Annotated in this window: 13 protein-coding genes; 11 read left to right on the forward strand and 2 right to left on the reverse strand. The window is 71.3% G+C overall.

Annotated features, from left to right (window positions below; genetic code table 11):
* Window positions 1-3: 3 nt before the first annotated feature.
* Together O7627_RS09475 and O7627_RS09480 are read right to left on the reverse strand one after the other, a co-directional pair.
* Window positions 4-522 (reverse strand): DinB family protein, encoded by a 519-nt coding sequence (locus O7627_RS09475; RefSeq protein WP_278093115.1) that lies wholly within the window; start codon window positions 520-522, stop codon window positions 4-6.
* Window positions 523-575: 53 nt separating this feature from the next.
* Window positions 576-2,324 (reverse strand): alkaline phosphatase D family protein, encoded by a 1,749-nt coding sequence (locus O7627_RS09480; RefSeq protein WP_278093116.1) that lies wholly within the window; start codon window positions 2,322-2,324, stop codon window positions 576-578.
* Window positions 2,325-2,447: 123 nt separating this feature from the next.
* Between O7627_RS09480 and ftsY the strand changes: the two genes are divergently transcribed.
* The 11 genes from ftsY to O7627_RS09535 all read left to right on the forward strand — a co-directional run bounded on the left by ftsY (window position 2,448) and on the right by O7627_RS09535 (window position 16,940).
* Window positions 2,448-3,653, forward strand: a complete 1,206-nt coding sequence (ftsY, locus tag O7627_RS09485; protein WP_278093117.1) for a signal recognition particle-docking protein FtsY — start codon at window positions 2,448-2,450, stop codon at window positions 3,651-3,653.
* Between the two features lie 5 nt (window positions 3,654-3,658).
* A complete protein-coding gene (locus tag O7627_RS09490; protein WP_278093118.1) occupies window positions 3,659-4,522 on the forward strand; it encodes an aminoglycoside phosphotransferase family protein in 864 nt (287 codons plus the stop codon).
* Window positions 4,523-4,748: 226 nt separating this feature from the next.
* Complete coding sequence (locus tag O7627_RS09495; RefSeq protein ID WP_278093119.1) at window positions 4,749-6,077, forward strand: ammonium transporter; 1,329 nt, start codon at window positions 4,749-4,751, stop codon at window positions 6,075-6,077.
* A 24-nt stretch (window positions 6,078-6,101) separates the two neighbouring features.
* Window positions 6,102-6,440 carry a P-II family nitrogen regulator gene (locus O7627_RS09500; protein ID WP_347404705.1) on the forward strand — a complete coding sequence of 113 codons (339 nt, stop codon included), beginning with the start codon at window positions 6,102-6,104 and terminating at the stop codon, window positions 6,438-6,440.
* A 10-nt stretch (window positions 6,441-6,450) separates the two neighbouring features.
* Window positions 6,451-8,721 carry a [protein-PII] uridylyltransferase gene (locus O7627_RS09505; protein ID WP_278093121.1) on the forward strand — a complete coding sequence of 757 codons (2,271 nt, stop codon included), beginning with the start codon at window positions 6,451-6,453 and terminating at the stop codon, window positions 8,719-8,721.
* A gap of 296 nt (window positions 8,722-9,017) precedes the next feature.
* The gene (locus O7627_RS09510) at window positions 9,018-10,835 is read left to right on the forward strand and encodes a glycosyltransferase family 2 protein (protein WP_278093122.1); all 1,818 of its coding nucleotides are present in this window, start codon (window positions 9,018-9,020) and stop codon (window positions 10,833-10,835) included.
* Between the two features lie 149 nt (window positions 10,836-10,984).
* Window positions 10,985-11,833 carry a glycosyl hydrolase gene (locus tag O7627_RS09515; RefSeq protein ID WP_278093123.1) on the forward strand — a complete coding sequence of 283 codons (849 nt, stop codon included), beginning with the start codon at window positions 10,985-10,987 and terminating at the stop codon, window positions 11,831-11,833.
* The gene (locus O7627_RS09520; protein WP_278093124.1) at window positions 11,830-13,455 is read left to right on the forward strand and encodes a glycosyltransferase family 39 protein; all 1,626 of its coding nucleotides are present in this window, start codon (window positions 11,830-11,832) and stop codon (window positions 13,453-13,455) included. Before O7627_RS09515 ends, O7627_RS09520 begins: the two co-directional genes overlap by 4 nt.
* 142 nt (window positions 13,456-13,597) lie before the next feature.
* The gene (gene ffh, locus O7627_RS09525; RefSeq protein ID WP_278093125.1) at window positions 13,598-15,154 is read left to right on the forward strand and encodes a signal recognition particle protein; all 1,557 of its coding nucleotides are present in this window, start codon (window positions 13,598-13,600) and stop codon (window positions 15,152-15,154) included.
* Between the two features lie 68 nt (window positions 15,155-15,222).
* Window positions 15,223-15,801, forward strand: coding sequence for a Uma2 family endonuclease (locus tag O7627_RS09530; RefSeq protein WP_278093126.1), 579 nt, complete (start codon window positions 15,223-15,225; stop codon window positions 15,799-15,801).
* Window positions 15,802-15,860: 59 nt separating this feature from the next.
* Window positions 15,861-16,940, forward strand: a complete 1,080-nt coding sequence (locus O7627_RS09535) for an amidohydrolase family protein (protein WP_278093127.1) — start codon at window positions 15,861-15,863, stop codon at window positions 16,938-16,940.
* Window positions 16,941-16,972: the final 32 nt, after the last annotated feature.

Genomic DNA, 16,972 nt, shown 5'->3' on the forward strand with positions numbered 1-16,972 from the left:
ACGTCAGACCCCTGTCGTGCCGTCGATCCGCTCGCGGATCAGGTCGGCGTGGCCGTTGTGCCGGGCGTACTCCTCGATCATGTGCAGGTAGATCCAGCGCAGGTGCAGCTGCCGGCCGCGTGAGCTGGTGAACTCCTCGGCCAGGTCGCGTCCGGCGACCGCCTGGTCGGCCAGCGCGACCTCGCGGTGGAAGGTGGCCAGGTCGGTCTCGGGGTCGGCGGTGGCCAGGTCGTCGAAGTCGCCGTCCGGGCTCGCCTCGCTGCAGTAGAGGTCGCCCACCTGCTGCCCGGCGAAGGATCGGCGGAACCACCACCGCTCGACCTCGGCCATGTGCCGGACCAGGCCGAGCAGGGTCAGGTTGGAGGGTGCGACGGCGGCGGTCTTGAGCTGTTCCGCGGTGAGGCCGGCGCACTTGAGTAGCAGGGTCTGCCGGTGGTGGTCGAGCCACCCCTGCAGGTGCGGGCGCTCGTCGCCGAGGGTCGGCATGGGGATGCGGGTCACCGCAGGGGCTGTCCAGGTCATCGGAACATGATGCCGCCGGCCCGGTGCCGGCCGCCGCCGATATACCGCCTCGGTCAGCGCCCGGCCGGCGCCGGGTCGGTGAGCGAACGGTGGCTGATCAGGCGCAGCGCACCCTGCCGGTCGGTGCCCTCGATGGTCACCTCGGCCGACCGGCCGTCGTGGGTCAGCACGCTCACCGCGTTACCGAAGTACGGGCCGCTGACCTTGCGCCAGCGGATCGGCGCGCGGGGCAGGCCGGCCGTCCGGGACAGCGCCCGGGTCGCGGTGGCCGGGCCGCGCCACCAGCCCAGCCGCATCAGCGGGCGCATCGCGGCCGGCACCTGGTTGTGGATCGGCGAGCAGGTGAGCTGGTGCACCGGCGTGGTCATCCCGGCCGAAAACCGGGCCCGGGCCACGTACGAGTGGTGCACGTCTCCGGAGAGCACGCTGATCGAGGCCGGCGCCGGGTACGCCGGACCGGCCCCCACCCGGTCGCCCTCCGCCGCGGCCCGGCCGGTGCCGAGCCGTTCGAAGAGGGCGGCCAGGGCCACGAAGGAGCGTTGGAAGGCCGCCCAGTGCTCCAGGTCGAGGGCGCGGCGCAGCCGTTCGGCGAACGACGCCACCCACGGCCGGGGCGAGTCGGCCAGCCGCTCGTTCCACGCCTCCAGGTGGTGGATGCCCGGCGGCAGCAGCCAGGGCAGCGACGAGCCGACCACCAGGTGGTCGTAGCTGCCGTGCGCCCGGTCGATGAACCAGGACCACTCCGTGGGCGGCAGCATCGCCCGGTGTGCGGCGTCCAGTACCCGGCTGCACCGGTTGTCCAGCACGACCAGCCGGGTGCGCCCCAGATCCAGGGCGTAGCTGAACTGGTAGCGGGGGCCGCTCGGCGGGGCGGTGCCGGCGCCGAGGGCGGCGTCGTACTCGGCCGCCTCGGCGTCGACCCGCTGCCCGAACTCGCGCAGCACCTCGGTGGCGTCCTCGGCGGCGACCACCTTGGCGTAGACCGGGTCGGCCGCGATCTCGTCCGGCGACAGGTTGCCCAGGTGCTGGTAGACCCAGTACGAGGCGAGCCCGCTGGCGATCCGCTCCCGCCACCACGGCTGGCTGCGGGCGTCGGCCCGCCACGGCGTCGAGGTGTTCCAGTCGTCGATGATCTCGTGGTCGTCGAAGATCATCACACTCGGCACGGTGGAGAGGAGCCAGCGGATCTCCGGATCGCGCCACGACTCCAGGTAGAGCTTGGTGTACTCGTCGAAGCTGACCACCTGGTCGGCCGGCGCGTGCGGGGTCCGCCGGCGCCGCCGGCTGAGCAGCTTGCGCACCGTCGGCGACGTCTGGTCGGCGTACACCTGGTCGCCGAGGAGGACCAGCAGGTCGGGCCAGTCGGCCGGCACCTGGTCGGCGCCGCCGGCGGCGATCAGGCGCCGGGCGTACGCGTCCAGGGCGTCCGGCGGTAGCCGGCGCGCGGTGGAGTGCTGGGTGGTCTCCCGGCAGGAGCCGAAGACGAGCCGGACCGGCTGGTCGCCGTCGTCGTCGGCCCGGGTCCGGATCATGCTCGGTGGGTACGCGGCGCCCGGCTCCGGCCAGGCCAGGTCATCGTCGATGAAGACCTGGTACGGGCTGGCCTGGCCGGGGGTCAGCCCGTTCACCACGACCAGCGCGTAGTGGTGGTCGAACGCGGTGAAGGTCACCGCCTCGCCGGCGGCGCCGTCCGGGGTGCTCACCCGGACCAGGGCGGGTCCGCTGGTCTCCACCCAGATGGTGGCCCGCCGGCCGACCACCCGGCGCAGCACGGGGCCGATCAGCAACCGAGCAGTGGGCATGGGGCGTGGACCTCCGCGACGGTGGGCGACCCTGCCCGCTTACCCAGCCGGTCGCGGCGCCACCCATGGTGTGGCGGCGAGCCTACCCGGGCGGCGGCGGAGAGCGTCTGACAGGATTTCGCCATGGACTACCTCGTCGTCGCGTTGATCCTGCTGGGTGTGCTGGTTCTCGGCGGCCTGGGTCTGGTGGTGCCCCGGCTGCGCCGCCGCCCGGAGCCACCGGCGGGCGGGGGTGCGGCGACCGGGACCGAGGTGTTGGAGCGACCGCCGGCCGGCACCACCACCGCGCCGCCGCGGCCGGCGGAGCCCGAGGCCGTGCCGCCGGTGGCCCAGCCGCCGGTGGCCCAGCCGCCGGTCGCGCAGCCGCCGGTGGTGGAGCGGCCGGAGCCGACCGCCGGCCGGCTGGTCCGGCTGCGGTCGCGGCTGTCGCGGTCGCAGACCGTCTTCGGCAAGGGGCTGCTCGGGCTGCTCAGCCGCGACCACCTCGACGAGGACGTCTGGGAGGAGATCGAGGACGCCCTGATCGGCGCCGACGTCGGGATCGAGGCGACCCGCGAGATCGTGGACCGGCTGCGGGAGCGCACCACGGTGCTCGGCACCCGGACCGCCACCGAACTGCGCGCGCTGCTCGCCGCCGAGCTGGTCAACGCCCTCGATCCCCAGCTGGACCGGTCGCTGCGGGCCACCCGGCAGGGCGACCGCCCCGCGGTGCTGCTGGTGGTCGGCGTGAACGGCGCCGGGAAGACCACCACCTGCGGCAAGATCGCCCGGGTGCTGGTGGCCGACGGGCGCAGCGTCACGCTCGGCGCCGCCGACACCTTCCGGGCCGCCGCCGCCGACCAGCTCGCGACCTGGGCCAGCCGGGTCGGTGCCGAGGTGGTCCGGGGTCCGGAGCGGGCCGACCCGGCGAGTGTGGCCTTCGACGCGGTCCGCCGCGGCGCCGAGGCCGGGGTCGACGCGGTGCTTATCGACACCGCCGGCCGGCTGCAGAACAAGGTCGGGCTGATGGACGAGCTCGGCAAGGTCAAGCGGGTGGTGGAGAAGCAGGGTCCGGTCGACGAGACGCTGCTGGTGCTCGACGCGACCACCGGGCAGAACGGGCTGGAGCAGGCCCGGGTCTTCACCGAGGTGGTCGACGTCACGGGTGTGGTGCTGACCAAGCTGGACGGCACCGCCAAGGGCGGCATCGTGCTGGCGGTGCAGCGCAAGCTCGGCATCCCGGTCAAGCTGGTCGGCCTGGGTGAAGGGCCGGACGATCTGGCACCGTTCGACCCCGCCCAGTTCGTCGACGCGCTCCTCGGTACCGAGCCGCTTGGCGGGGACGCGTAACCTCAGTGACTGTTGACGACCGCGCCGACGCCGTCCGGCGCGATCCCCACGAGCTGGACCCGCGCCTCGGGAGACCGTACGTGACTTCGCAGGAGATCCCGCTGCACGGCGGTAACGTCAGCACGGTCGTGCGGGTCGGCGACACGGTGCGGCGCAACGCCGGCCCCTGGACCCCCTCCGTGCACGCCCTGCTGCGGCACCTGGAGTACGTCGGCTTCACCGGTTCGCCCCGGGCGCTCGGCATGGACGAGCGCAACCGGGAGGTGCTCTCCTATCTGGAGGGGGAGTGCGGTGAGTATCCGCTCGCCCCGCACTGGGTCACCGACGAGGCGCTGGTCACGGTGGCCACCATGCTGCGGATGTTCCACGACGCGCAGTACGGCTTCGCCCCGCCGCCGGGCGCGGTCTGGCGGTCGTTCGGGCCGCCGCCGCCGGACACCGAGGTGATCTGTCACCACGACGCCGCGCCGCACAACGTGATCTGGCGGCCGGACGGCACCCTCGCCTTGATCGACTTCGACCTGGCCTCGCCGGGTGCCCGGATCTACGACGTGGCGTACGCGGCCTGGACCTGGGTGCCGCTCTTCGCCGACCGGGACTCGTACACGCTGGGGTGGAAGCGCCCGGACCGGCCCCGGCGGCTGCGGCTCTTCGCCGACGCGTACGGTCTGATTCCGCGCGACCGGCGGCGGCTGGTGCGGACCATCCGCAAGCGGATCGTCGACCACGTCGAGGGCATCCGCCGGATGGCCGCCGCCGGCGAGCCGGCTTTCGTCCGGATCGTGCACAAGGGGCACCTTCGGCGCCCGATGCGCGACCTTCGGCTGCTGGACTACGAACGTCACATTCTGGAGCACGCGTTGCGGTGACGGCCGTCGCTTTCCGTTTACCTTGGGTGGGCTATTCGGCTGGTATGCCCCTAACCGTTCTCTCGACCGTGAGGCTTTCTTCACACGTACGAAACAACCTGTGACGCGCTGGAAACCGCACGGGGACCGTGTGTGAAACAGCCGGGCTGGAAGCTTCCCGCCAACCGGCACCGGGCAATGCCGCTCTGCCTGCCGGGAGGAATGAATCCAACCGAGAGGAGGCAGCGTGCCGGAGCTCGATTCTGGTGCCACCGCCTGGGTATTTGCTTCCGCCGCCCTGGTGTTGCTGATGACGCCTGGCCTGGCCCTGTTCTACGGCGGGATGACGCGGTCCAAGAGCGTCCTGAACATGATGATGATGAGCTTCGGCTCGATCGGGATCATCAGCCTGTTGTGGGTGTTCTACGGACACAGCCTCGCCTTCGGCGGGGACGTGGGCGGAGTGGTCGGTGACTTCTCGGTCGCCGGTCTCCGCGGCCTGATGGACTCGGGCACCGAGGGCGGCATCCCCGACCTGGCGTTCTCCGCGTTCCAGCTGATGTTCGCCGTGATCACCGTCGCCCTGATCAGCGGCGCCATCGCCGACCGCGCCCGGTTCGGCACCTGGCTGATCTTCGCCGTGCTCTGGGCCACCCTGGTCTACTTCCCGGTCGCCCACTGGGTCTGGGGTGGCGGCTGGATCATGGAGCAGGTCGGCGCCCTGGACTTCGCCGGCGGCACCGCCGTCCACGTCAACGCCGGCGCCGCGGCCCTGGCCCTGGCACTCGTGCTGGGCAAGCGGGTCGGCTGGCCGAAGGACAAGTTCAAGCCGCACAACCTGCCGATGGTGCTGCTCGGCGCGGGCCTGCTGTGGTTCGGCTGGTTCGGCTTCAACGCCGGCTCCGCCCTGGCCGCGAACGGCACCGCCGCGATCGCCTTCATCAACACCCAGGTCGCGACCGCCGCGGCCGTGATGGGCTGGCTGGTCGTCGAGTGGATCCGCGACGGCAAGCCGACCACCCTGGGTGCCGCGTCCGGCGCCGTTGCCGGCCTGGTCGGTATCACCCCGGCCTGCGCCTTCCTGGAGCCGATGGGAGCGATCGCGCTCGGCATCATCTGCGGTGCGATCTGCGCCCTGGCCGTCGGCCTGAAGTACAAGCTCGGCTACGACGACTCGCTCGACGTGGTCGGCGTGCACCTGGTCGGTGGCGCGGTCGGTTCGGTCCTGATCGGTCTGCTCGCCACCCAGCTCGCCACCGGTGAGGAGGGTGCCGAGGGTCTGTTCTACGGCGGCAGCGCCGCGCTGCTGCTCGACCAGATCATCGCGGTGGTGGCCGTCGCGGCCTACTCGTTCGTGGTCGCCTGGATCCTCGGCTTCGCGCTCGACAAGACCATCGGCTTCCGGGTCAAGCCCGAGGTCGAGGTCGAGGGCATCGACACCGCCGAGCACGCCGAGAGCGCGTACGAGTTCACCACCACCGGTGGTGGCGGGGGCGCGTTCGCCCAGGCCGGGATCGCCACCAAGGCGGCCCCGAACACCGATTCCCCGTCCGTGTCCGAGAAGGTCGCCGGTTAACTTTTCCTGATGGAGGGTTTGGACATGAAGCTGGTGACCGCGGTCATCAAGCCCTACCAGCTCGACGCGGTGAAGGAGGCGCTGCACGCTCTCGGCGTGGCGGGGCTGACCGTGAGCGAGGTTCAGGGGTACGGGCGGCAGAAGGGGCACACCGAGGTCTACCGGGGTGCCGAGTACACGGTCGAGTTCCTCCCGAAGATCCGGGTCGAGATCCTGACCGACGAGATCGACGTCGAGAAGGTCGTCGACGCCGTCGTCACCGGGGCTCGGACCGGCAAGATCGGGGACGGGAAGGTGTGGGTGACGGCCGTCGAGGACGTCGTCCGCGTCCGGACCGGTGAGCGCGGCCTCGACGCGCTCTGAGAGGACACAGATGATCAAGGGTTCGGCGGCCCGGCGCGATGGCGTCGTGGCCGTCGAACCCTTGACCGTCTCCGGGACCGAGAACGCGATCGGCGCCGCGGCGCGGCACGCCCGCGCCGCGGCGCTGGACGCCTGGCTGACCACGCTGATCCCGGCCGGCACGCCGGCCACCGGGGTGGCGCTGGTCGCCGTCGGCGGCCTCGGCCGCCGCGACTGTTCCCCCTTCAGCGACCTGGACCTGGTGCTGCTGCACTCCGGGGTGCCCGGCATGGACGAGCTGGCGGCCGCCATCTGGTACCCGATCTGGGACGCCCGGCTCGGTCTGGACCACTCCACCCGGACGATCCCCGAGGCGCTCTCGGTCGCCCACGACGACATCAAGGTGGCCCTCGGCCTGCTCGACGCCCGGCACATCGCCGGCGACCGGGCACTCTCCGGCCAGCTGATCAACGCCGCCGCCGACCAGTGGCGGCGGACCGCCGTCCGGCAACTGCCGGCCCTGCGGGAGAGCACCTCGGCCCGCTGGAAGGTGCACGGCGAGCTCGCCTTCCTGCTCGAAGGTGACCTCAAGGAGGCGGCCGGCGGGCTGCGCGACGTCGGCATCCTGCGCGCGATCGCGTACGCCGGTCTGACCGACGCGCTGCGGCCCGCCGTCCGCGCCGCGCACCTGCGGCTGCTCGACACCCGCGACGCCCTGCATCTGGCGGTCGGCCGGCGGGTGGACCGGCTGGTGGCCCAGGAGCGGGCGGCGGTGGCGGGACTGCTCGACCTGGACGACGGCGACGCGCTGCTGCGCCGGGTGGCCGGCGACGCCCGGACCGTCAGCCACGCGCTGGACGACGGGTGGCGGGCCGCCGACCGGCTGCGCTCCGGCCGGCGGCGCGGCCCGGACGGGCGGCTGGTGCGCCGCCCGGTGGCCCGGGACGTGGTCGAGCACGACGGGGAGCTGGTGCTGGCCCGGACCGCGATCGGCGCCCGCCCGGACCCCAGCCTGTCGCTGCGGGTGGCCGCCGCCGCGGCCGGCTCCGGGCTGCCGATCGCGCGGGCCACCTGCGAATGGCTCGCCGCCTACTGCCCGCCGCTGCCGGCACCCTGGCCGACGGCGGCCCGGGAGGCGCTGATCACCCTGCTCGGGGCCGGCCCGGGCCTGGTGCCGATCTGGGAGACCTGCGACCGGTACGGGCTGATCGACGGCTGGCTGCCGGAGTGGACCCGGATGCGCAGCCTGCCGCAGCACAACCCGGTGCACCGGTTCACCCTCGACCGGCACCTGGTGCAGGCCGCCGCCGAGGCGACCAGCTACACGCGCGAGGTGGACCGCCCCGACCTGCTGCTGCTCGGTGCCTTCCTGCACGATGTCGGCAAAGGGCTGCCCGGCGACCACAGCACCGTCGGCGCGCCGATCGCGGGCCGGATCGCCGCCCGGATCGGCCTGCCGCCGGCCGAGGTCGCGCTGATCGAGAAGCTGGTCCGGCTGCACCTGCTGCTGCCCGACGTGGCGACCCGCCGGGATCTCGGCGACCCGGTCACCATCTCGGCCGTCGCGGACGCGGTCGGCGACATCACCACCCTCAACCTGCTGCACGGGCTGGCCCGCGCGGACGCCCTGGCCACCGGCCCGGCCGCCTGGTCGGACTGGAAGGGCCGGCTGATCGCCGAGCTGGTCCGGCGGGTGCACTTCGCGCTCGACACCGGCCGGCTGCCCGACCCGCCGACCCCGGACCCGGCGCTGGTGGCCGGGCCGCTGCCGGCCGTACACCTGGAGCCGGACCGGGTGGCGGTGGCCGCCGCCGACCGACGCGGCCTGCTCGCCGCGGTGGCCGGGATCCTCGCCCTGCACCGGCTGGAGGTGCTCGCCGCCGACGCGTCGATCATCGAGGGCCGCGCCCTGGTCGAGTTCCGGGTGCAACCCCGCTACGGCACCCCGCCGGATCCGATCGCGCTCGCCGGTGACCTGCGGCGGGTCGTCACCGGCGACGTGTCGGTGACCCAGCGGCTGCGCGGGCGGGCGCTTGCCGGCCGATCGACCGGTGCCGCGCCACGGGTGGTCTGGCATCGGGAGGCCGCCACCGACGCGACGGTGCTGGAGTTGCGGGCAGCCAACGCGGCCGGGCTGTTGTACCGAATCGCCAGCGCCCTCGACGGGGTCGGGGCGCTGGTGCGGGCGGCTCGGATCTCGACCCTCGGCGGTGACGTGGTGGACACGTTCTACCTCGTCGGTGGCTGGCCGGATGACGCCGCTCGGGAGCAGATCGAGGCCGCCGTTCTGGCGGCGGTGTAAACGCACCACCGTTCTCCTCTGTCCGACCAGAACAGTCCACTGTCCCACGCCAACGGGCGGGTGTTGCTCAGTTTCGGGGTTTTTGGCACCTGACAACGACTTTGCAACCGGACAAACAGGAGTAATGCCGAGGTTCGCAGTTGACGGTGGTGTTCCGCCACGATCAGAATCTCCTTCGCAACCGCTCGTGGTGCCGGCACGAATCGACCGCCGAGGAACTGGCGAAAACCCGGGAACCGGTACGCAGATCCGTGCGTATTCAGCGGAGACGGGTACTGCTGAGAGGACTGTCCTTCATGCTTCAATCGCGAGGCTCGATCGCGCCCGGTGGTGAGCTGGCAACGGATGGCGAGATCGTCTACCTGCCGCATCCCCCCACGGATGAGGAGAAGTACAGCTACTTCCAGAAGCCTCGGCCGTGGATCTTCGCCTGGATCTTCATCAGCGCGGTCGGCATCCTCTACGGCTACGTGATGGTGGCGATCAAAGCGCCGTGGACGACGCCGGCGCTGCTGTTCCTGCCGATCATGCTGATGCCGGTCCTGGTCAACTTCTGGCTCCGCAGCCATCGACCCCGGCTGACCCTGGACGAGCACAAGGCCACCATCGCCGGGTACCGTCCGGACCCGGCCGACACCGTGGACATCTGGGTGCCGATCTGCGGTGAGCCGGTGGCGGTGTTGGACAACACCTGCCGGGCGGTCGCGGGTGTCCAGTGGCACGCTCCCGTGATGCGGTACCTCCTCGACGACGGTGAGTACCGCGCCGAGGTCGAGCAACTCGCCATCAGGTACGGCTTCGTCTATATGCGCCGGCGTGATCCCGTGCCGGGTCGGCCGCCGCGGGAGGGGGAGCGCGGCTGGCTCAAGAAGGCCGGCAACATGATCAACGCCTTCGAGTTCTCGATGGGGCGGTTCGGTGTCGTTTTCGACGCGGACTTCGCGCCACGCCACGACTTCCTCTATGAGACCGTGCCGTACATGCAGGCCCACCCCAGGGTCGGCATCGTCCAGACCGCACAGTACTTCGACATCGACCCCTGGATGAACTACGTCCAGCGCGGTGCCGGCAGCCTCCAGGAGGTCTTCTTCCGGTGGATTCAGCCGGCCCGCGACGTGTTCCGCGCGGCGATCTGCGCCGGCACCAACGTCGTCTACCGGCAGGACGCCGTCGCCTCGGTCGGCGGGTTCGCCCGGGTGCCGCTCGGCGAGGACGTGAACTCCGGGGTGAAGCTCTGGACCGGTGGGTGGGAGACCCGTTACCTGCCGCTGGCGCTTGCCAAGGGCGTCGCCCCGGACACTTGGGCGGCGATCACCAACCAGCAACAGCGGTGGTGCCGATCCTCGATGCTGTTGATGACGGAGAAGCACTTCCGCGATGCCAGGTTCGACTGGAAACAACGGACGGCATTCTGGGCGGCGTTCCTGTACTACATGGCATCGGCCGGCCTGCTCATCACGGCGCCGTTCCCGACGATCACCATGCTCTGGTTCTTCCCCGAGCAGGTCTTCCCGCACAACTACCTGCCGATGGTGCCCGCGCTGCTCGCCACGCTGCTGATCTTTCCCATGATGGCGCGCGGCTGGAAGCCCTCAATCTTCCGGCTGTGCCTGATCAACTCGGGCTGTCACGTCATCGCGATCTGGGATGCCCTGCAGGCGAAGGTGCAGGAGTGGGTACCGACCGGGGCGGTGACCAAGAAGGCACCCAAGGCGAAGAAGGGCGCGCCGGAGCGGGTGTCAAGGGTCCTGCGAACCTGGATCGTGGGCGTGCAGGTGCTGATCTGGGGCGGTCTCGCGCTGCGCTTCCCCGAGTACGGCATCGGCCCGCTCTGGACCACCGCCCTGTTGGCCGCGGTGCAGCTGTACTTCGTCGCGCCACTGCTCACCCCGACCTACGGCATCAGGACCGGCGTTCCGCCGGCCGAGAAACGGGTCCCGGTTCCCGACCCGTTCCCCGCGTCGACGCTGCCAGCCGGTCCGCACCGGTATCAGCCGGCCGACAGCAACCGGGCCATGCCCTGGGCAGAACGCGAGGCCGGCCGGTCACCGGGCCGGTCGACGTCATATCCGATGCGGCAGGAGCCGCGACACACAGCGGAGTTGTGGCAGTGAACCCCATCCGACTACCGCGCCTTGCCTTGATGTGCCTGGCGGCCCTTCTCGCCGTGTCCGGCTGCGGTCGTGGCGAATCCGACCCGCCCGACCCGACTTCCTCGGGCGGCCCGGGGGTGGCGCCCGGTGTCTCACCTCCAGGCCCGGTGGTGGCCACCGTCGATGACGTCCTCGGCGGCGGCGGTCGGGTCTTCGGGGTCACCCTGCACGACCGTTCGGAGGCGGCGGTGACGGCCGTGGCGGAACAGATCTCCTGCCGGCCCTCGGTGATGCAGGTCTTCGCCTCGGTCGAGCGCGGGATCTCGGTCGAGACGCTGAGCACCGTGCCCGCTACCCCGATGCTGTCGATCGAACCATGGCGCAGTGGTGGCGGCAGTGCCCAACCTGACTGGTCCCTCTCGGCGACCATCGACGGCAGATGGGACCGGGAGTACGACGCGTTGGCCCGGACGGTTGTGGGGTACCGCCAGCCGATTCTGATCCGCTTCGGCCACGAGATGAACGGTCACTGGTACCCGTGGGGCACCCGCAACGGAAACAGCAAGGGCGAGTACGTCAGAGCCTGGCGGCACGTGGTCGACCGCTTCCGGCAGGCCGGCGCGACCAACGCGCTCTGGGTCTGGTCACCCAACATCATTCGTGGTGCCGACAGCCGGACCATCAAGGAATTCTGGCCGGGTGAGCAGTACGTGGACATCGTCGGAGTGACGGGATACGGGGTGCGGGAGAAGAGCCCCGAGGTGACCTACCGGCCGACGCTCCGGCTCGTCTACGCGCTCACCGACAAACCGATCCTGTTGACGGAGGTCGGCGTGCAGCCCGGCGCCGACAAGAAGAGTTGGTTGAAGGGCTTCGGCCCGTGGTTGGAGGACAACCCACGGGTGGCGGGTTTTGTCTGGTACCAGGTGATTCGGCAGGGTGACTGGCGCTACGACGACACGCCCGCGAATCTGGCCGCGTTCAAGTCCGGCCTGTCGTCGGTCGAGTTGAAGTGTTGAACGACAAGCAGGCCCCGTTCGCGCCGCAGACCCGGGTCAGCCCGGACGCGCCGACATCCCTGCTGCCCCGGACCTTGGCGGGCACGGTGATCATGCCCCGGGTGTCGCGTCAGCCCCAGCCGGACGACGATTCGCCGAGCGAACCCGAGGCGTCGACGGTTCGTCGCTATCCGTGGTGGCAGCAGGTTCTGGCGTTCCTGCTGCCAGCCGCGACGATGTTCGCGATCGGCTGGCAAGGGCTGGGCGACCGGCAACTGTGGAACGACGAGCACGCGACCTGGCACACCACGACCCTGGATTGGGCGGAGCTGTCCCGGCTGCTTGACCGGCTCGACCGGGTGGTGGCCCTCTACTACCTGTTGATGCGCGGTTGGGTGTCGCTCGCGGGGGACACGCCGACCATGCTGCGGCTTCCATCCCTGGTCGCGATGGCCTGCGCGGCCGGCCTCACCGCCCTGCTGGGCCAGCGGTTGCTGGGCACGCCGGCCGGCCTGGTGGCGGGCCTGGTCTTCACCGTCATCCCCGGCGTGAGCCGCTACGCCCAGGAGGCCCGGCCCTACGCATTCGCCGTGGCCGCCGCGGTCCTGGCGACCCTGCTGCTCCTGCAGGCTCTCGACCGGCCGCGCTGGCCCCGCTGGCTGCTCTACGCGGCCGTGGTGGTCCTCGCCGCCTACTTCCACGTGGTCGCCGTGCTCCTGCTGGTGCCGCACGCGCTTCTCGCCTGGCTCCGTTACCAGCGGTCCGAGCGGGACGTGCGCCTCTGGAAGTACCTGGGGGCGTTGGCGGTGATCGCCGCCGGTGTGATGCCGCTGGTGTACGCGGGGTCCGGACAGTCGCAGGCGATCGACTGGATCGAGGCAGACCGGAAAGCCGTCGTCGAACTGCCGATGCAGCTCTTCGGCTCCTATCCGGTCGCCGCCGCCGTCTGCGCGGTGGCCCTGTTCGGGGTGCCGCTGCTCGCCGCCCTACGCAACCGTGGAGTGACGGCCGCCCTGGTCGCCTGGGCACTGTTTCCGCCACTGTTCACGCTCGCCACCGCGCCCCTGCTGAACCTGTTCCTCTTCCGCTACCTGCTGTTCACGCTGCCCGCTTGGGCGTTGCTGGCGGCTGGCGCGTTGCACGGGATCAGCCGGGTGGTGTTCCGGCGTGTCTGGCCGCAGTTGGTGATCGCGGCCGGTGCGCTGCCCGCGCTGGCCCTGCTGGCGGTGCCCGCGCATCAGGATCTCCGTGGTACGCGGGTCGAGGGCGAGCCCGACTACCGGGCCGCGGCCGAGGTGATCATGGCGGGCGTGCGCCCCGGGGACGGCATCATCTTTGCGGGTCGAGCGCGGCCGCCCCGGCTCGGCATGGCCTACCAGATGCGCGACGGCCCCCGGCCGGACGACGTCCTGCTGGTCCGGTCGTCGGCCGAGATCGGTGACTTCGGCGTGCAGGAATGCCCGGTCACCCTGCCCTGCCTGGCCGGGCGGGAACGGATCTGGCTGGTGAGCACGAGCTACAGCCGGGAGCCGTTCTCGGAGATGTCCGAGGAGCGGGCGGCCACGCTGACCCGGATCTATCAGGTCGAGCAGGAGGAGATTTTCCCGCGCGTGAACGTCCATCTCCTCGTTCCCAGGCGCTGATCGGCGGTGCCTGGCACACACGCCGAGGCGTCGGTGTCTCGGGCGGGATACCCTGTCGGTGGTCGGGCACCATGCCTGGCCCGACCTCCGACCGCCGGGCTTCGAGATGCCGGCCGGACCTACGAATACGGGATGTTGCGTCGTGTTTGACACCTTGAGTGACCGCCTGTCCGGGATCTTCACCAAGCTCCGGGGTAAGGGGCGGCTCACCGACGCCGACATCGACGCGACCGCCCGGGAGATCCGGCTGGCGCTGTTGGAGGCCGACGTCGCCCTGCCGGTGGTGAAGGGCTTCATCGCCAACATCAAGGAGCGGGCCCGGGGCGCCGAGGTGTCGCAGGCGCTCAACCCGGCCCAGCAGGTCATCAAGATCGTGCACGAGGAGCTGGTGGCCGTCCTCGGCGGCGAGGGCCGCCGGCTCCAGTTCGCCAAGCAGCCACCGACGGTGATCATGCTCGCCGGCCTGCAGGGCTCGGGTAAGACGACGCTCGCCGGCAAGCTGGCCCGCTGGCTGAAGGGGCAGGGCCACCAGCCGATGCTGGTCGCCGCCGACCTGCAGCGCCCCAACGCCGTCGGGCAACTCCAGGTCCTCGGTGGTCGGGCCGGCGTCGAGGTGTACGCCCCGGAGCCCGGCAACGGGGTCGGTGACCCGGTCGCGGTGGCGCGGGCCTCGATCGAACACGCCCGGCGCTCCGCCCGGGACATCGTCATCGTCGACACCGCCGGCCGGCTGGGCATCGACACCGAGATGATGGCCCAGGCGGCGGCGATCCGGGACGCGGTGAACCCGGACGAGGTCATCTTCGTCATCGACGCGATGGTCGGCCAGGACGCGGTGCGTACCGCCGAGGCGTTCCGCGACGGGGTCGGGATCAGCGGGGTGGTGCTGTCCAAGCTCGACGGCGACGCCCGTGGTGGTGCCGCGCTGTCGGTCCGGCAGGTCACCGGGCAGCCGATCCTGTTCGCCTCCACCGGCGAGAAGCTGGCGGACTTCGACGTCTTCCACCCGGACCGGATGGCCAGCCGGATCCTCGGCATGGGCGACGTGCTCACTCTGATCGAGCAGGCCGAGCAGGCCTTCGACGCCGATCAGAAGGACAAGATGACCGCCAAGCTGATGGGCGGCGAGCAGTTCACCCTGGAGGACTTCCTCGACCAGCTGATCGCCGTCCGGCGGATGGGGCCGATCGCCAACGTGCTGGCCATGATGCCGGGCATGGGGCAGATGAAGGACCAGCTCGCCGAGGTCGACGACAAGCACTTCGACCGGGTCACCGCGATCATCCGGTCGATGACCCCGGGGGAGCGGACCAACCCGAAGATCATCAACGGTTCCCGGCGGGCCCGGATCGCCAACGGCTCCGGGGTGACCGTGATGGACGTCAACCAGCTGCTCAACCGCTTCACCGAGGCGCAGAAGATGATGAAGCAGATGGGCGGCATGATGGGCCTGCCCGGCGCCGGCCGCCGCAAGGCGACCAAGTCGCCGAAGAACAAGAGGAAGGGTTCGAAGGGTGGCGGGGGGCGGCCGCGTAGCGGTTCGCCGGCCGGTGGGGCTCCGTTCGGCGGTGGGATGCCGCAGCTGCCGCCGGGGATGGACCCGAGCCAGCTCGCGGGCGGGCAGGGCCTGCCGCCCGGCTTCAAGCTGCCGAACATCGACTTCAACAAGCTCCGCAAGCGCGACGAGCGCGACAAGTGACGGCGTGTCGATGACAGCGAGCAATAGATTGATCTCTTAGGGTGAGGGAACCTCAGGAAGGAGATGTCATGACCGCGGCACCGATCCTGCCCGAGCGGCAGGAGTGGACGGTCGACGATCTCGGCGACCTCCCGCCGGACCTTCCGTACGAACTGGTCAACGGAAGGTTGATCTTGCCCTCCCCTACCGCCCTTCATCAGGACCTCTGCGTGCGTCTCCTGCTTGCGCTGGAGGTCAACTGCCCACCCGAGTACCTCGTCAGTATCGACCTGTCGATGCGGGTCGACCGGCGCAACGAACCCCGGCCGGACGTGGTGGCGATCCGTCGCGAGCACGCCGACCGCAGCCCGGTGCCGGTGCGCGACGCCGTGCTGGCGGTCGAGGTGCTCTCACCCACCTCCACCTTCCGCGACCTGTACGACAAGGCGAAGGTCTACGCGCACGCGGGGGTGCCGACCTACTGGGTCGTCGACCCGCTGCACGGGAAGATGACGATCACCGAGTACCACCTCGGCCCGAACGGGGAGTACGAGACCATCGCCCACACCGACGACGTCTTCGTCACCGAGCGGCCGTGGAAGGTGTCGGTGGACCTGCCGGCCCTCACCACCCGCCGGGCCGGCCTGGCCACCCCCGGCACCGACTGACCACCCAACGACGCGGCCGTACCGATCGGCCGGCCGCGTGATCAGGTAGAACTGTGCGCATGGCGTTGCATGTGCGTGGGGTGGTGCTGCCCGCAGACGAGGTACGCGACCTGTGGCTGGTCGGGGACCGGGTGACCTTCGATCCGGTGCCCGGGGCGGTGACCGTGGCCGACCGGGGGTTCGTCCTGCCCGGCCTGGTCGACGCGCACTGCCACCTCGGGATCGCCCCCGGCGGGCGGCCGATCCGGTCGCACGACCAGGCCCGCGAGCTGGCCCTGACCGACCGGGACGCCGGGGTGCTGGCGATCCGCGACGCCGGCTCGCCGTTCCCGTACCCGGAATTCGACGACGAACCGGAGCTGCCGCGGCTGGCTCGCGCCGGTCGGCACGTCGCCCCGCCGAAGCGGTACCTGCGCGACATCGGCGTCGAGGTGGAGGCCGCCGAGGTGAGCGCCGCCGTGACCGCGCAGGCGCGGGCCGGCAACGGCTGGGTCAAGCTGGTCGGCGACTGGATCGAGCGCGACGCCGGGGACCTGGCGCCGGCCTGGGACGCCGCGACGATGACCGCCGCCGTCGAGGCCGCGCACGCCGCCGGGGTACGCGCGGCCGTGCACACCTTCTCCGAGGCGGCCGTCGAGATCATGGTCCGGGCCGGGGTGGACTCGGTCGAGCATGGCACCGGGCTGAGCCTGGACCTGATCGACGAGATGGCCCGGCGCGGCACCGCCCTGGTGCCCACCATGATCAACATTCAGACCTTCGGCGCGATCGCCGACCGGGCCCGGGAGAAGTTCCCCCGGTACGCCGACCACATGATCGCCCTGCGCGACGGCTTCCCCGAGGTGGTCCGCTCGGCCTACCAGGCAGGGGTGCCGATCTACCTCGGCACCGACGCCGGCGGCGGGATCAGCCACGGGCTGGTCGCCGAGGAGATGCTGTTGCTGCACGAGCGGGCCGGAATGTCCACGATGGATGTGCTGGCCGCCGCCTCCTGGCGGGCCCGGGAGTGGCTCGGCTTTCCCGGCCTGGTCGAGGGCGGCCTGGCCGACCTGGTCGTCTACGACGCCGACCCCCGGGCCGACCTGCGGGTGGTACGCGAGCCCAGCCGGATCGTTCTGCGTGGCCGGGTGGTCCGCTGACGGAACCGGCGTGCCCGGCGCATAGGATGTGC

The sequence above is a fragment of the Solwaraspora sp. WMMD1047 genome, assembly GCF_029626155.1.
Lineage (GTDB): Bacteria > Actinomycetota > Actinomycetes > Mycobacteriales > Micromonosporaceae > WMMD1047.